Here is a 20,185-nt window from a genome sequence, read left to right as displayed (position 1 = left end):
TCTAGTCTAACTCTTGTCCAAAAAGTCTTGACCCTCGATCCCGGTCACGAGTTTTTCGGCTAATGTCCGATTCCTGGCCACCATGGCGGTGGCGTCCGTGGTGGCCCGTTCGATGATGGGGCGGTCGTGAATGAGGCTGAGGAGTTTCATGCTTCTGCGGGTGCCGGATTGGGCGGTGCCGAGGACGTCGCCTTCTTGGCGGGTGCGCAGGTCGAGTTCGGCGAGTTCGAAGCCGTCGGTGGTGGCGGCGACAGCTGTGAGGCGTTCGTAGGAAGCGGATTCGGGTGGCATGTCGGTGTGCAGCAGGCACAGCGATTTGTGGGATCCTCGTCCGACGCGGCCGCGGAGTTGGTGGAGCTGCGACACACCGAAGTTGTGGGCCTGCCGGATGTACATGACGGTGGCGTTGGGCACGTTGATGCCGACTTCGATGACGGTGGTGGCGACGAGGATGTCGATCCCTCCGGCGGCGAAGTCTGCCATGACGTGGTCTTTTTCTTCGCCGCTCATCCTCCCGTGCAGCATGGCCACGGATAGCTCCGGATACACTCCCCGGACCACTTCCAGGGTTTCCAGTACCCCGCCTTCGCCTTCGATGCGCGGGCACACCACGAACGCTTGCCGTCCTGCCGCGACTTCTTCCCGGATCCGCTCCCAGGCGCGCGCCACCCAGTCGGGTTTGAATTCGGGGACCACGGAAGTTTGGATTTCTTGCCTGCCCTGCGGGAGTTCTTTGAGGGTGGAGGTGGCGAGGTCCGCGAAGAAGGTCATGGCCACGGTGCGTGGGATGGGCGTGGCGGTCATGACGAGCAAGTGCGGGGTGATATCGCCCCTCCCCTTACCGCGCAGGCGGTCGCGTTGCTCCACGCCGAAGCGGTGCTGCTCATCGACGACCACGAGCCCCAAATCGAAGAATTCGACGGTGTCCTGGATAAGTGCGTGCGTGCCAACGATGATGTCGGCTTGCCCGGAGACAATGTCGAGCAGCGCTTGTTTTTTCTGTTTGACGGGCATAGATCCGGTGAGGGCGACCACGGAGGTGGGCAGTCCGGCGTCGGTAAGCGTGGCGGTGAGGCTGCGGGCATGTTGCACGGCGAGTACTTCGGTGGGGGCAAGCAGCGCGCATTGGCGGCCTGCATCGATGGCTTGGAGCATGGCGATGAGGGCGACGATGGTTTTTCCGGAGCCGACTTCGCCTTGAAGGAGGCGCTGCATCGGGGTTTCCTGGGCGAGGTCGCCGGTAATGTCTGCGACCACCGCGGTTTGCCCGGCGGTGAGGGGGAACGGCAGCCGTGCCATGAAGTCGGCCCGAACTCCAGTGTCGGTTGCTGCGCACGCGGGTGCGTTTTGGGCCTCGGTGTCGGCGCGGCGTAGCGCCAGGACCAAGGCGAGCCCGAGAGCTTCGCTGTATTTCAGCCTGTCGATGAAAGGTTGTGGCCCGCGTTCGTCTGGGAAGTGCGCACCGCGCAGGGCGTCATCGAAGCTGACGAGGAAATCCGGAAACTCATCGAGGGGCTCTGGGATGGGTGGTGTCTGGGCGAGGACGTGTCGCACGGCGCCCATCATGCCCCACGCGGTGTAGCCCTTTTTCGCGGGGTAGATCGGGATGTACTCGAGGGTGGCCAGGAGTGCTTCGAGTTCTTCGGTGGAGGCGAAGGCGGAGAGGTCTTTGAGTTTACCGGTAGCTTTGCGGGGTTTCTCCCCTGGCTGTGGCAGCACCACAAAATCGGGGTGGGAGATTTCGATGTTGCCGCGGAAGTATTTCACTTTGCCAGACACCATGACGTTCACGCCCTGGCGGAGCTGTTTTTCGGCGAGCCAGGAGTTAAAGAAAGTGGCTTCAACTTCACCGAGGCCGTAGTAAATGCGCACCTTGGTGAGCTTCTTTCCACTGCGGGTGCGGATGGTTCCGCCCGAGACCACCGTGCCGATGAGCGTGACTTGGTCGCCTTCCTCAGCATTGTCAATGGAAACGGCGCTGCCGTGGTGCGAGTAGGCGCGCGGGAAGTGCGTGAGGAGTTCATAGGCGGTGGTGTAGCCGAACGCTTTGGTAATTTTGGCTGCCTCTTTCGCGGGCAGCAGGTCTGCCAGGGCGCGTTCGTCAGACCAGCCGAGCATTATTCCACGCCAATCTCGGCAAGCTTGTCAATGCCGTCCGCCGGGTACACCATGATTTCCACGTTGCTGCGGGTGCCGAGCGACGCACGCAGCTTCTCGACGTCCAATTCCCGCGCCGCCTCATTCGTCACCAGGAGCGTGACCAGCTCTCCCCCGCCCTGCAGCAGCCGCAATACTGTTTTCTCCGTGGCATCTTGGACATCGTCGGCCACCAGCACGGTGTCCGCGCCAGAGGTGACCAGGACATCCCCGCGGGAGCAGGCCCCTGCTTGGGTGAGTCGTGCCTTGTCGGCGCGGGTGAGCACGGCCGTGCGCATGGAACCGGCTGCTTCCGCCATGGCGTAGGTGTCCACGGCCAGCGGTTGGCCAGGATCGTGCACCGCCAGCGCCGCAATCCCGGAAACGAGCCGGGCGGTAGGCAGGATGTGCATGGCGGCGTCGATGGCGTGGCTGGCCAGTTCCGCGTTCACCAGCTCGCCGTATTCCAGCATGCCGTTCGGCAGCAGGATCACCTCGTCCACCGCGGCAGAGCGGACCTTGGCCACGATGTCAGACACAATGTCTCCGGCGCCCCGGGTGATCACCGTCGCCCCGGATTCGGAGTACAGCTGGGCGATCGGCCCAGCAGGGGCGATCGCGAGCACTAGCCGGTTGATCTTCGGGGCTTGCTCCACTCCGGGCAGCACTTCAATGCGCAGGTCAGTGATGGTGCCGCGCTGGTAGGACTGCTCAATGACACTACCGGCCACCGCGCTGTGAATGTGTACCTGGCCGCTCGTTTCGGAGTCGCGGGCGATGAGCAGACTGTTGCCCAACGGCGTGAGCGTTGCCGTGAGCTCATCCAGGTCAGCGTCCGAAATATAGAACATCACTTCCAGCTCGGCCGGGATGCTGTGGTGACCGTGGGCAATGGTGTGGGTGCTTGAGTTCCAATCGGTACCCCCGATTTCGTCGGCCAGGGCGTCGAGAAGCAGCACAAAGCCTTTCCCGCCGGCATCGACGACGCCCGCCTCCCGCAACGCCTCCAGCTGCGACGGCGTTTTCTTCAGCGCCACCCGGGCCGCACTGACCGCGGTGCCCACGATCGCTTCGAGGGAGCTATCGGCAGCATCGTTGACCGCGGCGACAGTGGCGCGCAGCACGGTCACCACCGTGCCATCCACCGGGTCCACAATCGCCCGCAGCACCATATCCAGTGCCACGTTCAGCGCCTCCCGGACCGCCTCACCATCCAGCTCGCCACTGGCAGCAGCCGTGGCGATGCCCCGAAGCACCTGGCTGATTACCACACCTGAATTTCCCCGGGCGCCCCGCACCGCACCGGCAGCGAGCGCCGCAGCTACCTGTGCAACATCCGCCTGCGCTTGCTCCGAGAGCCGCTGCGCCTCAGCCAGCGCGGACTCCATCGTGTGCGTCATATTCGAGCCGGTATCGGCGTCGGGAACTGGGAACACATTGAGCGCATTGATCTCTTCACAGCGCTGTGACAGCAATGCCACAGCTCGGCTTGCCCAATTAATCAAGCCGTGCCCATCAAGTCGTGCTACCCCAGACATAGTTGTTTAGTTTACAACTCCCACTGCACCGGCTCAGCGCCTAGTGCAACTAGTTGTTCATTAACGCGCGAAAACGGCCGGGAGCCAAAGAAACCCCTGCGCGCTGATAGCGGCGACGGGTGCGCAGACGCGATGATGGGGGTATCCCCAAGAAACCGCGTCGCGGACTGGGCATCGCGCCCCCATAGCACCGCCACCAGCGGGGTACCCCGGGCCACGAGCGCCTCAATCACATGCTGGGTGATCGGTTCCCACCCCAAACCACGATGCGACCCCGGTTGCCCCGGCGCGACAGTGAGCACTCGGTTAAGCAGCATCACTCCCTGCTCAGCCCAGGCGGAAAGATCCCCGTGCTGTGGAACTGGGATGCCGAGGTCTGCGTTGAGCTCCGCGTAAATATTGTTCAAGCTACGTGGCAGTGGGCGCACGTCGCGGGCCACGGAGAAGGACAGCCCCATCGCGTGGCCGGGGGTCGGGTACGGATCCTGGCCCAGGATGAGCACCTTCACGTCCTCAAACGGGGTGCGGAAAGCACGGAAGACGTCGGCTTCCGGGGGCAGAAAATTCTGGCCCACTTTCTGGCGCATCGCCACGCAGTCGGCCTTGATGTCCGCGAATACTGGTTCCCACGATGGATGCATTAGAAGCTCACCCACCCGGAGGTTACGGCTGGAGTTTCACCGCCGAGGAGGACGCCGTGGGAGCTGGCCTTGAGTACCCGGCCGATGGGCCGGAAACCGCTGGGCACCGCGCGGGCAGTGGTGGCGAGCAGGGTGTGGTCTTCCCCACCGCCGAGGATCCAGGTCCATGGGTCAACGCCGAGGAGCTCACCGGCCTGTGTTTGCAGTTCATCTGGTGCAATAGCAACAGGGTCAAGGTCGATGGTGACGCGGGATCGGCCGGCGATGGTTCCTAGATCCGCGACCAGCCCGTCTGAGTTGTCCGTCATGCAGGTTGCGCCGGTGGCGCGGGCGATCACGCCACGTCCAGGGAGCAAGCTGGGGCTGACGAATGCGTGCACGAGGGGCATGAGTTCCTCGGGTACTGCCTCGCGTCCGTATTCGCTGAGCAATGCCAGCCCGGCGGCCGAGTATCCGATGCGGCCTGCTGCCACCAACTGTTGCCCGGGCCGGGCCCGATCCAGGGTCAGTGGTGCTGCGGAGCCACCGAGGGACCCGATCGCTGTGACGGACAGGGTGAGAATGTCACCACTGGTGATGTCGCCGCCCACCAGTTCTGCGTTGTAAAACGCCACCTGGGTTTCCACACCGCGGGCGATGCCTTCTACGGTGTCGATCGGAGTGCTTTCCGGGGCAGAGAGCCCGAGTACCGCTGCGACAGGGCGGGCGCCCATCGCTTCAATGTCTGCGAAGTTCTGCAAGATCGCCCGCTTGCCGATTTCTTCCGGCGTGGACCAGTCCTGCCGGAAGTGTCGCCCTTCCACCAGCATGTCGGTGGTAACCACGGTGCGGGAGTTGGGCGCCGGTTGCCCCAGGACCGCGGCGTCATCGCCATTGCGGGACGACGGCGCAACCGCCACGATTCGGGCGATGGTTTCGCGCTCCCCAATATCGCCGATGGTCTGCTGGGGGTGTTTCATGTGGCTCCTTCACTTCACTGGCTAAGCTGGGTATTTATGACCGAGCCTGCAGCTTCCCAACTTAATAGAACACCTCTTTATATCGCACTTGGATTGGCCGTCGTGTTGGCCGTCGGTGTCCTGGTCGGGGCAAAGCTAGTGTATTCCACCGCAGCGAACCAGCCGGTGAGTATGACCGCGTTGGATTCCCCCGACGCCGATTCTGCTGAGTGTCGGGCGTTGTTGGACAATCTTCCGAAGAAGGTGCTGGGGCATGGTCGCGCTGAGTTGGCGGAGCCTGCCCCGGCGGGCGCCGCGGCCTGGGCGTCCAACTCCCTGGACCGGGTCACTTTGCGCTGTGGTGTGACGCTGCCGCTGCAATACACCGAGCTGTCGACGCTGACGGAGGATGCCGGCACCAAGTGGCTGCAGATTATCGACGCCACCCCAGGATCGACAATGCAGACCTGGTACTCGGTGGACACCTTCCCAGTGGTGGCGGTGACCATGGATTCCACTGCCGCCAAGCGGGCGGATACCCCAGTGGCGGACCTGTCGGATGCGATGGCGCAGCTAAAGAAGACTGATTCCGCACCGAACCCGATCCCATTGACGCAGCTCGCGGCCCCGCACGCCGCCGACCCGCAGTGCCGGGCCCTGCTGCCGGCGCTCCCCCAGGATCTGGCGGACGGCTACACCCGGGCTGCCCTGCCAGAGGACTACCCGGGCCTGCTCGCCTGGGTCAAACCAGGGCACGAACCAATTGTGGTGCGGTGCGGTGTAGCGGACCCGGCAGGTTACCAGGCTGGCGCGCAGCTGAACCAGGTGGATGAGATCCCATGGTTTGAGGACACGCTGCTTGCCAATGGCACCACCGCGGGAACATATTTTGCCCTCGGCCGGGATGTGAACGTGGCGATGTCCATGCCGAGCAGCGCCGGAAACGCCGCGATCACCTCTGTGAGCAAGGCAATCGCGGCGAACACCACGGCGCGTTAGCGCACCCGCACCAAGGCCCGCTGGATCAAGGTATCCAGTAGGTCCGGGTAGGCGATGCCGGAGGCCGCAAACATCTGCGGATACATGGAAATTGGGGTAAAGCCCGGCATGGTGTTGATTTCGTTGAGCACCGGCCCCTTGTCGGTGATGAAGAAGTCAACGCGCGCCAGCCCGTCGCAGTTCATCGCTTTGAATGTTTCAATCGCAAGTGATTGCACCAACTCCAGCTGCGCCGGTGGCAAGGCAGCCGGGATGTCGGCGGTGACCACGTCGTCAAGGTATTTGGTGTCGAAGCCGTAGAAACCTTCGTCGGAATCCGCGGTACCGCGCAGCTGCGCCGGGTACGAGGCCACCAGAGTGCCGTCTGGGTGCTGGAGCACACCGCATTCCACTTCAGAACCCACGACCTCCGCCTCCACGATGACCTTGCCGTCGTGTTCGAAGGCAAGCGCCACGGCAGCAGGCAGACCCTCCCACTGGGTGACCCGGGAAATACCAATGGAGGAGCCTCCGCGAGCAGGTTTCACGAACACAGGCAGGCCGAGGAGCTGCTGTTCGGCGTCGGTAAGCTCTGTGCGCCCCCGCAGGATCACCTCCCGCCCCACCGGCAGACCTTCGGCCGCCATCAGTTTCTTGGTGTATTCCTTGTCCATGCCACCGGCGGAGCTGAGTACGCCCGGGCCAACGAACGGGATGCCGGAGAGCTCGAACATGCCTTGGATCGTGCCGTCTTCACCATAGCGGCCGTGCAGAACGGGGAAGATGACGTCTGCGGTGGCGTAGAGTGAGCCGTCGTCGAAGCGGAGCTGCCCCTTCGTACCTGGCTCCACGGAGAGGCTGATGCGCCGGGTGAGTTCAACGCTAGGCAGGGTGCGGTCGTGTTTCACCAGCTTGCTAGGGTCGGTTTCACCGACGGTCCACTGGCCGTCTTGGGTGATGCCGACCGGGATGACCTCGTACTTTTCCTGGTCGATGTGGCTCATGATGGCTCCTGCGGACACACAGGAGACGGAGTGCTCGGAGCTACGGCCTCCGTAAACGACTGCTACTTTAATAAGATTGTTGGGCACGGGTACATGGTACCCGGGTTAGTTCACTTCCGATTTCTTTGACCTGCCCATGAGTGCCGAAATCATGTCGTCCACGCCCATACCTTCATGGCAGACAGCGAACACCGCGCGGGTAATCGGCATGTCCACCCCCTGCTGCTGCGCCAGGGCCGCCACCGCTTGGGACGCGATGACGCCCTCCGCGACCTGACCGTTCGTTGCCGCCCGGGCGATCTCCAGGGTCTGGCCCCGCCCCAGGCGTTCACCGAAGGTGCGGTTACGCGACAGGGAGGACGAACAGGTGGCAACTAGGTCACCGAGTCCCGCCAGCCCGGAGAAGGTGCGGGGGTCGGCGCCAAGTGACGCCCCGAGCCGGGTAATCTCCGCCAGCCCGCGGGTAATGAGGGTGGCCAGCGTGTTTTCCCCTAGCCCTTTACCCACGGCCATGCCACAAGCCAGGGCGATGACGTTTTTACAGGCGCCCCCGATTTCACAGCCAATCACGTCGTGGTTGGTGTAGGGCCGAAAGTAGGGCGCCGACGCTGCCGCCTGCACTAGCTTCGCCCGGTTTTCGTCCTCACAGGCGATCACGGTGGCGGCGGGCTGCTCCAGTGCCACCTCTCGCGCCAAGTTCGGTCCGGAAAGCACCGCGACCCGCCCCCGATCCGCGCCAGTGACCTGGGCAATCAGCTCAGACATACGCAGGTTGGTCTCCCGTTCCACGCCTTTGGCCAGGGACAGCAAGGTGGCGTCCGTGGGGATCAGGTCCCGCCACTTTTCCAAATTGCTGCGCAGGCTTTGCGACGGCACCGCCAGCACCACAATGTCCGCGCCGTCCAGGGCGACAGCAGCGTCGGCGGTCGCACTTATCGACGGCGGCAGCTGCAACGACGGCAGATAGTCAGCATTTTCCCGGGTGATTTGGATCCGATGCGCCTGCTCTTCGCGCCGCGCCCATAAGTGAACCGTGTTCCCGGCGTCGGCAAACACCTTCGCAATGGTGGTGCCCCACGAACCCGCCCCCATCACTGCGACGTTAACCACGGCTTCACTTCCCTCGTGTTTTAATAGTGACTAATACCGTCCTTCATCTTAGTTAAGGAAGAGATCATGTCGAAGAATCCTGCGAAGAACCGCCACGAAAACGACAAGGATGTGGACAATGATCTCGCTGTGACCGGCCGTTTTCAGCGGATCGCGTCCAACCCGGCCAAGGAGTTCAAGCGCTCCACCCTAGCTGCCGGGGCCGTGTTGTGGCGTGGCGACGTCACGGATCTGGACTCCATCGAGGTCGCCGTGATTCACCGCCCGCATTACGACGACTGGTCACTTGCCAAGGGCAAAGTGGACCCAGGCGAGTCCCTGCCTGTGACGGCGTACCGCGAGATCAAGGAAGAAACCGGGTTTGAGGTGCGGCTCGGCAAGCTGCTCGGCAAGGTCACGTACCCGGTGCTCGATCGCACCAAGGTGGTGTACTACTGGACCGGCGAGGTGCTCGGTGGCGAGTTTATCCCCAACGATGAGGTGGATGAGATCCGCTGGGTGAGCATCGCCGAGGCTAAAGAGTTGCTCTCATACGAGGTCGACCGCACTGTGCTCACCAAGGCGGAGAAGCGGTTCCGACTCCCCGCTACCACTCGGATTTTGTATGTCCGCCACGCCAAAGCCCATGATCGCCAGACCTGGGCTGGCAATGACGATCTTCGGCCGCTGGATAAGAAGGGGCGTCGGCAAGCGGAAATGCTCGCCCCGATGCTGCTGCCGTTCGGGCCCACCGAGGTGTACTCCGCAGTACCTGACCGCTGCCAGTCCACGGCGGCCCCCATCGCGGACGAGCTGGGGGTGCCGGTGGTCGTCGACCCGCTGCTCGGGGATGATGCCTGGATCAGCGAGATGGCCAATGCGCAGCGTCGCTTTGAGGACCTGATTGCCGAGGGCGGCACCAAGGTCGTGGTGGCCCAGGGCACGATCATTCCCGACATGATTGCAGCCCTTTCTGCGAAGGGACGCCTCCCGCTGGAAGAGATCCCGTGCAAAAAGGGCTCGGTGTGGGTGCTCTCCTTCAACAATGGGGAGCTCACGGGCGCCGACTACTTGGCCAGCGCCCTCCCGGTTAAATAGTTGCCGGTTTGAAGGAAGGGCGCTTCGCCTCAAAGGCGGAGATCTCGTCCTCGCCGCGCAGGGTGAGGCTGATGTCATCTAGGCCTTCCATGAGGCGCCAACGGGTGTAGTCGTCGATGTCGAACGGCACGACAACGTCGCCTGCGGTGATGGTGCGGTTTTCCAGGTTCACTTCGAGCTCTAGGCCTGGCTGTGCCTCCATCACCTTCCACAGCAGCTCCACGTCTTCCTGGGAGCACTGGGCTGCCAGCAAGCCGGCCTTGCCCGAGTTGCCACGGAAGATGTCAGCGAAGCGGGAGGAGATAACCACGCGGAAACCGTAATCCATCAGGGCCCACACGGCGTGCTCACGGGAGGAGCCTGTGCCGAAGTCGGGACCCGCGACCAGGACGGAACCTGATTTGTAGGCGTCCTGGTTCAGGATGAAGTCGGGGTTTTTGCGCCAGGAGGCAAAGAGACCATCGTCGAAGCCGGAGCGGGTGACACGCTTGAGGAAGACCGCTGGGATGATCTGGTCGGTGTCGACATTGGAGGCCTTCAGTGGAACGCCAACGCCGGTGTGAGTGGTGAACTTTTCCATGATGACTCTCCTTTAGATGTCGGCTGGGCTGGCCAGGTGGCCGGCGACGGCAGTTGCGGCAGCAACGGCTGGGGACACGAGGTGGGTGCGGCCACCGACGCCCTGGCGCCCCTCAAAGTTGCGGTTGGAGGTGGATGCGGAGCGCTCCCCCGGCGCGAGCTGGTCCGGGTTCATGCCAAGGCACATGGAGCAGCCCGGCGCACGGAATTCGGCGCCGAAGTCGGTGAAGATCTTGTCCAAGCCTTCTGCGATAGCTTGTTCGCGGACCCGCGCGGAACCTGGGACGACCAGCATCCGGGTGTCCGGGGAGATGGTGCGACCGCGGACGATGTCGGCGGCGGTGCGTAGATCCTCCAGGCGGCCGTTGGTGCAGGAACCGACGAAAACGGTGTCGATCTTGATCTCCCGCAGTGGCTGTCCAGGGGTCAGCCCCATGTAGTCGATCGCCTTTTCGGCGGCGGCGCGCTCGGAGTCCTCGGCGATGTCTTCTGGGTTCGGGACGGCGGCCCCCAGTGGCGCGCCCTGGCCAGGGTTGGTGCCCCAGGTGACAAATGGGGTGAGGGCGGAGCCGTCGATCTCGACGACGGTGTCGAACTCGGCATCGTCATCGGTGCGCAGGGAGTTCCAGTACGCCACAGCCTTGTCCCAGTCCTCGCCTTGTGGGGCGTGGGGGCGGTCTTTGAGGAAGTCGTAGGTGACCTGGTCTGGGGCGATCATACCGGCGCGGGCGCCTGCCTCGATGGACATGTTGCAGATGGTCATGCGGGCTTCCATCGACAGCTTCTCGATCGCTTCGCCGCGGTATTCGATGATGTGTCCCTGGCCGCCGCCGGTACCAATCTGGGCGATGATCGCGAGGATCAGGTCTTTGGCGGATACGCCGTCGGCAAGCTCGCCTGAGACGTTGACGGCCATGGTCTTGAACGGCTTGAGCGGCAGCGTTTGTGTGGCCAGCACGTGCTCCACTTCGGAGGTGCCGATGCCCATGGCGATGGAGCCGAAGGCACCGTGGGTGGAGGTGTGGGAGTCACCGCAGACGACGGTCATACCGGGCTGCGTCAGGCCAAGCTGCGGGCCGACGACGTGCACGATGCCCTGTTCGATGTCCCCCATCGGGTGCAGGCGGATGCCGAACTCTTCGGCGTTTTTCCGCAAGGTTTCCACCTGTGTGCGGGAAATCATGTCCTTAATTTCGGAGATCGCGCCGGTTTCCACCCCTGTTGTGGGGACGTTGTGGTCCTCGGTGGCGATGGTCAGATCCGGGCGGCGCACCTTGCGTCCGGCAAGCCGCAGGCCGTCGAAGGCTTGGGGCGAGGTGACTTCGTGGATAAGGTGGAGATCGATGTAGATTAGATCTGGCGAGCCGTTCTCGCCTTTTGTGACGACATGGTCGTTCCACACCTTTTCTGCCAGGGTTAATCCCTTACCCATGAGAGCCTCCTCCTTAGATATTGAATTCCATATATTGAGATGTTAGTATCATAACATGGAACACGATAGCACAGGTGACATCACAAGCGGAATCAAAGTACTGGATCGCTCCGTACTGATCCTGCAGGCCGTCGCCGATGGTCCTCGCTCCCTAGCCCAACTCTGCGAAGACACCGGGCTGCCACGGGCAACCACGCACCGCCTCGCGACGGCCCTCGAGGCCCACGAATTCCTCTCCCGCACCGATGACGGTCGCTGGCGCATCGGCCCCGGCCTCGTCTCCTTGAGCTCCGGGCACGGCGACCTCCTCATCGAAACCGCCACCCCGCTCATGCACCAGATTATGGAACTGACCGGCGAATCCGTGCAGCTCTACCGCATCTCCGGCAACACCCGCCTCTGCGTCGCCACCGTGGAGCCCACCTCGGGGCTCCACAACTCCGTGCCCGTCGGCTCCCGCCTCTCCCTCACCGCAGGCTCGGCCGCCCGGGTGTTCGCCGCTTTCGGCAGTGACGAGGTCCGCGCACGCGTGCTTAACGACGCCGCATTCACCGCATCAGATCTCACAGAGGTACGCGAAAACGGGTGGGCTGTGTCCTTCTCCGAACGCGAAGCCGGACTCGCCTCCGTCTCCGTCCCCGTCTTCGGCCCCGGCAACACCATTATCGCCGCCCTGTCCATCTCCGGACTTGATGCCCGCTTCCCCCGCGACGCAGGTGAAAAATGGGGAGCGCTGCTCATCGAAGCAGCCAATCAGCTAGCCTCTTAAGGCATGAGGCAGGTTCCAGATCCCGTCCAGACGCTCGTCGACAAGGCGCAGCGTATCGTCGCCTTCACCGGCGCTGGCATGAGCGCCGAATCTGGGCTGGAAACCTACCGTGACGCCGAAACCGGCCTGTGGGAAAACGTTGACCCCACCGCCATGGCCAGCATCGACGCCTGGGCCCGCAACCCAGACCCCATGTGGCGCTGGTACTTAGAGCGCGCCCGCCGCGCCTCCGAGGCTAAGCCCAACGCCGGCCACCGCGCCCTGGCGTCCTTTCCGGTGATCACACAAAACATCGACAACCTGCACGAACGTGGCGGATCCCAAGAGGTCATCCACCTTCATGGCAGCCTCTTCGACTACCGCTGCACCATCTGCTCCCGCCCCTTTCGCGGTGAGCTCACCCACACCCCACCGGCTTGCCCACTATGCGGGAATCTCATCAGGCCCGGCGTGGTGTGGTTCGGAGAGATGCTCCCTACTAAAGAATGGGCCCGCGCCGAAGAACTCATTCAAGAATGCGACCTGCTGATCGTCGTCGGCACCTCCGGGATCGTGCAACCAGCAGCCTCGCTCCCCCTCCTCGCACGCAACGTGCTGGAAATCTCGCCAGACGAGACCAACCTGACGCCCATTGCTAGCTACTCCTGGCGCACCACAGCAGCGCAAGGGTTGCCACTGCTGTTTTAGTCTTTTGGGGTTTTTGCTTGGGGGTTAACCCGAGAAACCCAGGGGGGCCAAGGACCTGCTTCACCTGATTCACCTGCGAGACCCGGGAAACGCTTCCCGGGTTTCACGCAACAAAAGAGGCTTACCCCCCTTAAGCCACTAAAAAGCCTAAGCAAAAAGCAGCCAGCGTAAAACCCAGCTGACTGCTTTCTTAAAGTGAGTACCCCGTACGGGATTTGAACCCGTGTTACCGGCGTGAGAGGCCGGCGTCCTAGGCCGCTAGACGAACGGGGCTTGTTCGCTTGTTCGTAACGGACTAGGCAATAGTAAACGTCCCCACCCTTTTACAACAAATCTGCAGGTTAAACACATTTTTGTTTGGACCCCAGCATGGAAATGCCCCGCCTTGTCGGGCGGGGTTTCCTTTCGATAACGCATTGGCCTGTCGTTGAACTTCGTTCACAACTTAGGTCGGCGTCGGGGTGGAAGTTTCGTTTGCCCCTCTTGCTGGCGGGGACAACGTCCACTGTATCTCTGTAGGGAAAAGGTGCCGAGTGTGCGCTCAACGAGCCGTTGATGCGGACGATCTGCTCATGCACTTTCCTTCTGGTAGCTCCACCTTCGCGCATTTCTGACGCATTCTCGAAGGATTGGATTATGGCTGTGCACGCTTTACAGAAGGTGCGACGGCAGTGCGTCGGATGTCTTTCGCCTCTACCATTCACTCTCCTATCTATGTTGGGTGCTCTTGCTATACAACGTTGTATACCAGCAGCATATGCCCCTTTTAACGCTATGGGAAGGGTTTGTGAAAAGTTGCATTTCCCAGTGGTTATGACCAGTTTTTCACTCTTTTTCCATTCCGCAGACAGCGGGCAACTCACCCGTCAGAATATTTCAGGCGTGGCTTAACGATGCCATCCCCAGATATCCTGGCGCCCATGAGAGCACCCCTTGGTTTAGTTTTAGTTGGCTTGCTTGCTGGCTGCGCCAGTAACCCAGAGCCTGCGTCGTCCCCTGCCCCTTCACCATCTGCCGTCACCTCGACAGCTACCGCTACGCAAACAGTTTCGGTGACTGTGACACCGTCCGCCCCCTCGGCGCCGGCTACGTCCGCGTCTTCAGCTCCCCCTGTGGCTGCTGCTCGGAACCCGTCCGGGCTTACGCCCGCCCACGAGCAGCTGCATGCCGAGTTATCGAATGGCGCCGTACCGGGAGGCACGGTTCACGTCAATGGCGTTGCCTCTAGTTTGTGCACTCAGGGCGACGGTTACGGGCTAAGAATGGTGTCTGTGGGCCCAAATACTTCCTGCGATTTCGGGCTTAATGTGATGGGCGCGCTAGCAAGCGGCCTCAACTCGAGGTACGACAACGTTAAGGATGCATTGAAACCCACCGTAGAGGTGCGCAGCCCCGTTACCGACCAGATGTACACCATGAAATGTTCGCTCGATGAGAGCAGCATCATCACATGCTCTGGCGGTAACAACGCTGTCGTGTACCTGTACTAGCGCGCAGCCACACCTGGTTTGCTAGGCAGCAGGGCACGATCCCCTAGCAGGGATACGATCGCCGGCACCATGAGTGGCCGGATGATGAACGTATCGATCAAAATTCCGAGCATCATGGCCATGCCGAACTGATACAGTTCGCGGATTGGTTGTGTCATGAGGACAGCGAAAGTCGCAGCAAGAATTAGACCTGCCGAAGAGACAACACCGCCCGTTGTAATGATGGCCCTTCGCATCGCTTCCACCATCGTTTTGTCGTGCAGTTCTTCCCGCAGTCGAGCCATCACAAAAATGGTGTAGTCCACGCCGAGAGCGGTGAGGAACACCAGCACGTACACGGGAACGAAGCTGCCGTATCCTGTGTCGCCTTGAACGTTAAGAGCGATGAATGCAACAAGTCCCAACGTTGCTGCGAAGGACAGGGCCAGGGTCGCAATCAGGTACAACGGCGCAAGCCAGGAACGTAGGAGTACGGCCAAAATGAGTCCGATGATCACGAAAATGAGTGGCACGAGCAGCAAGAAGTCGGCAGTGACCTCGTCCGCACTATCGCGGGCAATTGCTGTTTCACCTGAGCTTTCGACATCATATTGAGGCCCGGCAATCTCTTTTGCAGTATCGGTGGCACGATTCAGCAGATCGAATGCTTCGACCTCGTAGGGGTCTTCTTTGAGAACGATATCTACCCTAGCTACCGAGCCATCCTCAGAGACATCCTGGCGGGGGCTAAACGATGCGCGGCGCACGGCGTCGTCAAGCTGCTGTGGGAGTTTCTCGGCAACGGCGGCGGCCGCATCCCCTGCGTTCTGTCCGGTGATAACGAGGGTGGACGGCGCTATTTCACCTTTACCGAAATCCTGCGCGATGACCTTTTGGCCAGCCGCGGAGTCGGTAGCAACGCGAAAACCGGACATGAGGTTGTAGGAAACCGCGTAGTTCATCAAACCGCAGCTCAGGACAATCATCAGGGCAACCGAGCCAGCAAGCACCGCCTTGGGCTTGTGGGAAGTTAGGTCCGCAACCTTGGTCCAAATCTTGGAGTCATGACCAAGTTCCGGCTTGGTTGGCCATAGGGCCGCACGCCCCGCGAGCACCATCAGGGCTGGCAGCAAGGTCAGAGAGGCGATCATTGCTGCGATCACCCCGAGCGCAAGATATGGGCCGAATCCGCGCAGCGCAGGAGATTGAGTCGCGAGCAGCGCCAACATGGCAGCCACGATAGTGCCAACGCTGGAAAGTAGTACGGGCAGGACGCGACGCATTGCCTGCACCATCGCAGCTCCCCCCTCGCTGGTATCGCGCAGCTGCTCTCGCCAACGGGCAGTGATAATCAACGCGTAATCCGTACCAACGCCGAAAAGCAAAACTGTCATGATTGATGCGGTTTGGCTTGAAATCTCAATGAGCCCAGCGTCAGCTGCTAGCGCTCCGGTGGTCTGCGCCAAACGCATTGCCATCCCCACCGCAAACAGTGGCAGCAGCGCCATGAGTGGCGCGCGGTACACCGCTAACAGAATCACAAGAACCAGCAGCACCGTAGCCAGCAGTAGCACCTTGTCGCCGCCGGCAAACACATTGACAGTATCGGTGACGATTCCCACTGGTCCAGTGACGTGCACTGGTGACTCATCGCTGGTGAGATCTACCCCGTCGAACGCTTCACTTAGCTGCGCGCGGAGCGTTTTAATATCGTCACGATACTCAGTAGTAGTTGGGTCGCCCGTCACAGGCACGATCACCAAGTGAGTGTCACCGTCGGCGCTGACTGCCTCCTGAGGGTTGGCTGGGACGCAGTTGGGTCCCGGGCGCTGACATGCAGCGCTAATCGACGGCCCGAAGCGGGAAGCCTCATCCCGCACCGAATCGATGGTGGCCAGGGCCTTGGCCACGTTTTCATCCCCGCCCCGGACCGTAAGGATCGCGGGAACCGCATCCGAGTCCGGGAAGTTTTCTTCTATGACCTGTTCAGCCTTAGTGGACGGTGCACTAGGGCCTGCGTCATTGTTACCTGGGGTTAGGACATCATCCAAGGTGGGCGCTGTAATCGTCAACGCTCCGATCAGTACTATCCATCCGATCACGGTTAACAGTGCACGTCTACGCGTGCCATACAGCGCCTCAAACATTCGTTTCCTTTGTTCAACGGTGCGACGCGGTGTCGCACTGAGGCTAGTATACCCTTACACCACTAGTCCAAACACAGGTACAGCGAGTGCGTAAACCACAATGGTGGTCAGGAACACCGCGATGATGTTCAACCAGATACCGCCCTTGACCATGTCGCCGATCTTGACGTAGCCGGAACCGAAGGCAATCGCGTTCGGTGGAGTGGCCACTGGAAGCATGAATGCACAGGTAGCAGCGAGCGCTACCGGGATGGTGAGCAGCAGCACGTTGACGTCGCCACCTTTTTCGGTCAGGCCGATACCCACAGCTACACCACCCATGATTGGGAGAAAGGCCGCTGCGGTAGCAGTGTTCGACGTGAACTCCGTCAAGATAAGCACCAGCGCCGCAACGCAAGCGATGATCAGAACCGTTGGCAGCACGGCCAGGCCAGAAGCCAGCTCACCGATCCACAGGGAAAGACCCGAGCTGGAGAACATCTTCGACAGCGCCAGGCCACCACCGAACAGCAGCAGCACGTCCCACGGCAAGGTGTTAGCCGTGGTCCAGTCCATCAAGCGTTCACCGGTTTTCGCGTTCGCAGGGATAAGGAACAGCATGATAGCTGCGGTCATACCGATCGCGGAATCGGACAGCAGCAGGTTCGAACCGGTCAGCTTCAGGATGAATGGAACGAAAATCCAGGACAACGCTGCAAGAAGGAACACGCCTCCCACCATTTTCTCCTGCGCGGTAATGGCGCCCATTCCAACCAGTTCACGCTGGATGACCTCGCGACCACCCGGAATGTCGTTCATCTCTGGCTTGAATACCGTCACCAGCGCGAACCATGCGATCGCCATGAAGACCACTGCCAGTGGCACACCGACTAGCATCCATTTGCCGAAGCCAATGTGAATGTCATGGTTTTCTGCCATGTAAGCGACCAGCAGCGCATTTGGAGGAGTACCGATGATCGTGCCCAGGGAACCGATCGACGCGGAGTACGCAATGCCCAGCATCAGCGCGGTAGCGAAGTTCTTTTGTTCCTTGAAACCGCCGACGATGTCCGCGGTGAGCGCCAACACGGACATACCGATCGGCAGCATCACCACGGCGGTTGCGGTGTTAGACACCCACATGGACAAAAAGCCTGTTGCGATCATGAAGCCGGCGATCAGCTGCTTCGGTTTCGTTCCAACCGCCAGCACCACCACCAGTGCGAGCCGACGGTGCAGATTCCATTTCTGCATGCCCAGGGCAAGGATGAATCCAGACATGAACAGGAAGATGGTTGGTGAGGCGTATGGTCCAGAAACCTTACCGAACTCCTCCACCTGCAACACTGGGAAAATCACCAGGGGTACCAGAGCCGTTGCGGCGAGCGGAATAGCTTCCGTCATCCACCACGCACCCATCAGCACAGCCGCGGCGGCGGTAATACGCATGGCCTGCAAGTCAGCGGTAGCCTCAGCGTCAGAATTCAGCACAATTTCCGCCGCGTTGCTGGGGAAAATGAAGTACACCAGCAATGCCAAAATGACGCCACCGATTAACCCTGCTCGTTGACGTGGCCACTCTTTGGCTGTTTGCTCAGGACTATCGGTAGTCAGCTCCGCGAGCGACTCCGCGTGCACGTCCGAAGACACCTTCTCACTCCTTCCTATAGGCTGCATCTACGAAAAACACAGCTTCCTGCTATCCAACTGTTACCTTAATCTAGACACCCCACCACTAATGAATTAGGCCGCCAAATACACACTTCGCCCTACCCCGCTGCAAATCGTGTAAACCGTTACGTGGTGCGAGAACATACTGTTGGCTTCTAAAAAATCACGAGGTGAGACAAGGAAACCAGTATTTGCGGGAAGTGTTGGAACCCCATGTTTCCCCCAACCAATAACCGCTTTCTCTCACCACCCCTGTTGCCCGCAACCGGGGGTTTGCAGAAAGAAAAGTGTCCGATCCCCACATCTTCCCTACGGGCGTAAGGTTGAAGGTATGAAACGGCTGACGATTATTCTCCTGGCGGCGGCGTTGTCTGCGTGTAGTCAGAGCGAGCCGGCACCTGATCCTCAGCGCGCCAGCGAACCGACGACCACCTCCGCTAGCGCACCTGCGTCACCGGCTACCGTGGTCACCACTGTCACTGAGGTGTCCCAGGAGACGCACATTGCAATGGCCTCCACCCCTCCCCCGGCGTCCTCCACTGAGGAGATCATGGAACAGCTCCGGAAGAACCCGGGCGTCGGCGCACCCATCACAATCAACGGTCAAAAGTCCACGATCTGCATCTATGGCGACGGTTTCGCCCTCAAAATGGTTGCGGCGGGCGAGAATACGAGCTGCGAGTTTGCAAAGGCAGTCTTTCGTGCCCAAACAGACGGTTTGAATCCCACCGGGCAGAATGTGCGCGACTACCTGCAATCATCGGTAGATGTGATGAGCCCGGTGACCAATCAGAGTTACACCATGCACTGCTCAACGGCACCGAATAAACTCATCACCTGCTTGGGAGGCAACAACGCCACGGTGTTCATGATCTAGGGTAAACGTCTAGATTCCATGATCAAGCAAAGCCAGGGCTTTAGGTGCTTAACCCTGCTCAATGCTCCACCATGGTGGCTAGGAACCGGCGCCCCTACGTTCAGGAAGAACGACATCACCAGTCACCACAACAGTTGGTAGAGAACGGTTGGTAGAGAGTTCAAATGGAAAACAACCTAATTTTAGATTTGACGCCACTTCCTCTCGAATTCTCCACCAAGCGTTCTCTACCAACCGGCCCCGATACCCCCCTCATGCGCTGAGATGGCACACCGGGAACACCATCCTGGCCAGCTACAACGCACCATCGAGAAACAACAATGATCTGCTTTCACAGCTAAGAAACCAAGTCAGGACATACACATCGGCGGGCCGTATAAGAAATGTGTGTCTGAATTCCACAGTAAAGCCAGGTCAGGGCATGTAAACAGGTGCTGTATATTGTTTCGGGCCTTGTAAACCCACAAATCTTGTTCAATACCGCCAGTGATACCGCACCTGTGCTAGCAGGTGCGGTTACCTAACTCCGGTGACCCAAAAACCGACCCGATGCCCCGTCTGCCTGGGACAAAGCAAAAACAACGGCATCACCAACACCAAAGCTGATCTCACACACGCGGCGAACTTTTCGGGCCTTCCATGCTTGTGCTGTCGGCTCAACCGCAATGACCGATGCTGCAAGCTCGTTGGGTATCTCCCGAAGGAGTCTGAACCGCAGGTTCGCACCCTTGTGCTGCTTAACTCCGCAAAACCCGGGAAGCGTTCCCCGGGTTTCGGTGATTTTTTAGGCTTCACACCTGCTATTTCACTGTGTTGGGCCCGAGATCCGGGGAATGCTTCCCGGGGTTTAGTAAGAAACTTCAGGGGGCCGTGATCAAAGCCCCCAGAAGTGAAGTAACAACCGACAACACGCCGACCAGACACACATTGTGTCCCTTAACCCAAAATTCCCGCTCCACAAGAGTGAAGCGGGAATTGTTTGTACCCCGTACGGGATTTGAACCCGTGTTACCGGCGTGAGAGGCCGGCGTCCTAGGCCGCTAGACGAACGGGGCTTAGGTGATAACACCAGCTGGCCTACCAGGACTCGAACCTAGAATGAGGGTACCAGAAACCCTTGTGTTGCCAATTACACCATAGGCCAATGTTTTCC

The 20,185-nt window shown here is 60.7% G+C and carries 16 protein-coding genes and 3 tRNA genes; 6 read left to right on the top strand and 13 right to left on the bottom strand.

The features are described 5' to 3' along the window. Positions 1-6 precede the first annotated feature (6 nt). The 4 genes from HW450_RS12765 to HW450_RS12750 are packed head-to-tail and all read right to left on the bottom strand — an operon-like array spanning position 7 to position 5,274. The gene (locus tag HW450_RS12765) at positions 7-2,118 is read right to left on the bottom strand and encodes an ATP-dependent DNA helicase RecG (protein ID WP_182385976.1); all 2,112 of its coding nucleotides are present in this window, start codon (positions 2,116-2,118) and stop codon (positions 7-9) included. Next, positions 2,118-3,674 (bottom strand): DAK2 domain-containing protein, encoded by a 1,557-nt coding sequence (locus HW450_RS12760; RefSeq protein ID WP_182385975.1) that lies wholly within the window; start codon positions 3,672-3,674, stop codon positions 2,118-2,120. The genes HW450_RS12765 and HW450_RS12760 overlap by 1 nt, the downstream gene beginning before the upstream one ends. An 11-nt stretch (positions 3,675-3,685) precedes the next feature. After that, positions 3,686-4,315 (bottom strand): uracil-DNA glycosylase, encoded by a 630-nt coding sequence (locus HW450_RS12755; protein ID WP_182385974.1) that lies wholly within the window; start codon positions 4,313-4,315, stop codon positions 3,686-3,688. Next, positions 4,315-5,274 (bottom strand): thiamine-phosphate kinase, encoded by a 960-nt coding sequence (locus HW450_RS12750; RefSeq protein WP_182385973.1) that lies wholly within the window; start codon positions 5,272-5,274, stop codon positions 4,315-4,317. The genes HW450_RS12755 and HW450_RS12750 overlap by 1 nt, the downstream gene beginning before the upstream one ends. Before the next feature lie 36 nt (positions 5,275-5,310). Between HW450_RS12750 and HW450_RS12745 the strand changes: the two genes are divergently transcribed. After that, entirely contained in the window at positions 5,311-6,252 is a 942-nt protein-coding gene (locus HW450_RS12745; protein ID WP_182385972.1) for a DUF3515 domain-containing protein, read from the top strand. Here the strand turns inward: HW450_RS12745 and HW450_RS12740 are convergent. Both HW450_RS12740 and HW450_RS12735 read right to left on the bottom strand, forming a co-directional pair. Then, positions 6,249-7,322, bottom strand: coding sequence for a D-alanine--D-alanine ligase family protein (locus tag HW450_RS12740; RefSeq protein ID WP_182385971.1), 1,074 nt, complete (start codon positions 7,320-7,322; stop codon positions 6,249-6,251). The two genes, HW450_RS12745 and HW450_RS12740, sit on opposite strands and share 4 nt — an antisense overlap. A gap of 18 nt (positions 7,323-7,340) precedes the next feature. Then, entirely contained in the window at positions 7,341-8,345 is a 1,005-nt protein-coding gene (locus HW450_RS12735) for an NAD(P)H-dependent glycerol-3-phosphate dehydrogenase (RefSeq protein ID WP_232843274.1), read from the bottom strand. A gap of 66 nt (positions 8,346-8,411) precedes the next feature. On the opposite strand from HW450_RS12735, the gene HW450_RS12730 reads away from it, so the two are divergent. Continuing rightward, positions 8,412-9,422 carry an NUDIX hydrolase gene (locus HW450_RS12730; RefSeq protein WP_182385970.1) on the top strand — a complete coding sequence of 337 codons (1,011 nt, stop codon included), beginning with the start codon at positions 8,412-8,414 and terminating at the stop codon, positions 9,420-9,422. Here HW450_RS12730 and leuD read toward each other — a convergent pair. Both leuD and leuC read right to left on the bottom strand, forming a co-directional pair. Continuing rightward, entirely contained in the window at positions 9,415-10,002 is a 588-nt protein-coding gene (gene leuD / locus HW450_RS12725) for a 3-isopropylmalate dehydratase small subunit (RefSeq protein WP_182385969.1), read from the bottom strand. The two genes, HW450_RS12730 and leuD, sit on opposite strands and share 8 nt — an antisense overlap. Positions 10,003-10,014: 12 nt before the next feature. Further along, a complete protein-coding gene (leuC, locus tag HW450_RS12720; protein WP_182385968.1) occupies positions 10,015-11,433 on the bottom strand; it encodes a 3-isopropylmalate dehydratase large subunit in 1,419 nt (472 codons plus the stop codon). 55 nt (positions 11,434-11,488) lie between these two features. Between leuC and HW450_RS12715 the strand changes: the two genes are divergently transcribed. Both HW450_RS12715 and HW450_RS12710 read left to right on the top strand, forming a co-directional pair. Beyond that, positions 11,489-12,202 (top strand): IclR family transcriptional regulator, encoded by a 714-nt coding sequence (locus HW450_RS12715; RefSeq protein ID WP_182385967.1) that lies wholly within the window; start codon positions 11,489-11,491, stop codon positions 12,200-12,202. A gap of 3 nt (positions 12,203-12,205) precedes the next feature. Beyond that, positions 12,206-12,889 carry an NAD-dependent deacylase gene (locus HW450_RS12710; protein ID WP_182385966.1) on the top strand — a complete coding sequence of 228 codons (684 nt, stop codon included), beginning with the start codon at positions 12,206-12,208 and terminating at the stop codon, positions 12,887-12,889. Positions 12,890-13,089: 200 nt separating this feature from the next. On the opposite strand, the gene HW450_RS12705 is transcribed toward HW450_RS12710, so the two are convergent. Continuing rightward, positions 13,090-13,162: transfer RNA gene (locus HW450_RS12705), tRNA-Glu, on the bottom strand. A 647-nt stretch (positions 13,163-13,809) separates the two neighbouring features. Here HW450_RS12705 and HW450_RS12700 point away from each other — a divergent pair. Further along, on the top strand, positions 13,810-14,379 hold the full coding sequence (locus tag HW450_RS12700; RefSeq protein WP_220463900.1) for a hypothetical protein: 570 nt from the start codon (positions 13,810-13,812) through the stop codon (positions 14,377-14,379). Here the strand turns inward: HW450_RS12700 and HW450_RS12695 are convergent. Next, positions 14,376-16,505, bottom strand: a complete 2,130-nt coding sequence (locus HW450_RS12695; protein WP_182385964.1) for an MMPL family transporter — start codon at positions 16,503-16,505, stop codon at positions 14,376-14,378. The two genes, HW450_RS12700 and HW450_RS12695, sit on opposite strands and share 4 nt — an antisense overlap. 54 nt (positions 16,506-16,559) lie before the next feature. Further along, complete coding sequence (locus tag HW450_RS12690) at positions 16,560-18,134, bottom strand: SLC13 family permease (protein ID WP_407926249.1); 1,575 nt, start codon at positions 18,132-18,134, stop codon at positions 16,560-16,562. 352 nt (positions 18,135-18,486) lie between these two features. Between HW450_RS12690 and HW450_RS12685 the strand changes: the two genes are divergently transcribed. Then, positions 18,487-19,032: a hypothetical protein gene (locus HW450_RS12685; protein ID WP_182385962.1), complete on the top strand. Its 546-nt coding sequence runs from the start codon at positions 18,487-18,489 to the stop codon at positions 19,030-19,032. Positions 19,033-20,014: 982 nt separating this feature from the next. On the opposite strand, the gene HW450_RS12680 is transcribed toward HW450_RS12685, so the two are convergent. Together HW450_RS12680 and HW450_RS12675 are read right to left on the bottom strand one after the other, a co-directional pair. Next, positions 20,015-20,087 (bottom strand) — tRNA-Glu (locus tag HW450_RS12680). Positions 20,088-20,104: 17 nt separating this feature from the next. Continuing rightward, positions 20,105-20,176, bottom strand: a tRNA-Gln gene (locus HW450_RS12675). Positions 20,177-20,185 lie beyond the last annotated feature (9 nt).

It is taken from the genome of Corynebacterium hindlerae, assembly GCF_014117265.1.
Taxonomy (GTDB): domain Bacteria; phylum Actinomycetota; class Actinomycetes; order Mycobacteriales; family Mycobacteriaceae; genus Corynebacterium; species Corynebacterium hindlerae.
Note: the sequence above shows the minus strand (reverse complement) of the source record. Positions and strands in the feature narration are given on the sequence as shown.

Coding starts and splice junctions, on each gene's coding strand:
- HW450_RS12765 (WP_182385976.1), bottom strand. CDS start 2,118: ATGCTCGGCTGGTCTGACGAACGCGCCCTGGCAGACCTGCTGCCCGCG.
- HW450_RS12760 (WP_182385975.1), bottom strand. CDS start 3,674: ATGTCTGGGGTAGCACGACTTGATGGGCACGGCTTGATTAATTGGGCA.
- HW450_RS12755 (WP_182385974.1), bottom strand. CDS start 4,315: ATGCATCCATCGTGGGAACCAGTATTCGCGGACATCAAGGCCGACTGC.
- HW450_RS12750 (WP_182385973.1), bottom strand. CDS start 5,274: ATGAAACACCCCCAGCAGACCATCGGCGATATTGGGGAGCGCGAAACC.
- HW450_RS12745 (WP_182385972.1), top strand. CDS start 5,311: ATGACCGAGCCTGCAGCTTCCCAACTTAATAGAACACCTCTTTATATC.
- HW450_RS12730 (WP_182385970.1), top strand. CDS start 8,412: ATGTCGAAGAATCCTGCGAAGAACCGCCACGAAAACGACAAGGATGTG.
- leuD (WP_182385969.1), bottom strand. CDS start 10,002: ATGGAAAAGTTCACCACTCACACCGGCGTTGGCGTTCCACTGAAGGCC.
- leuC (WP_182385968.1), bottom strand. CDS start 11,433: ATGGGTAAGGGATTAACCCTGGCAGAAAAGGTGTGGAACGACCATGTC.
- HW450_RS12715 (WP_182385967.1), top strand. CDS start 11,489: ATGGAACACGATAGCACAGGTGACATCACAAGCGGAATCAAAGTACTG.
- HW450_RS12710 (WP_182385966.1), top strand. CDS start 12,206: ATGAGGCAGGTTCCAGATCCCGTCCAGACGCTCGTCGACAAGGCGCAG.
- HW450_RS12700 (WP_220463900.1), top strand. CDS start 13,810: ATGAGAGCACCCCTTGGTTTAGTTTTAGTTGGCTTGCTTGCTGGCTGC.
- HW450_RS12695 (WP_182385964.1), bottom strand. CDS start 16,505: ATGTTTGAGGCGCTGTATGGCACGCGTAGACGTGCACTGTTAACCGTG.
- HW450_RS12685 (WP_182385962.1), top strand. CDS start 18,487: ATGAAACGGCTGACGATTATTCTCCTGGCGGCGGCGTTGTCTGCGTGT.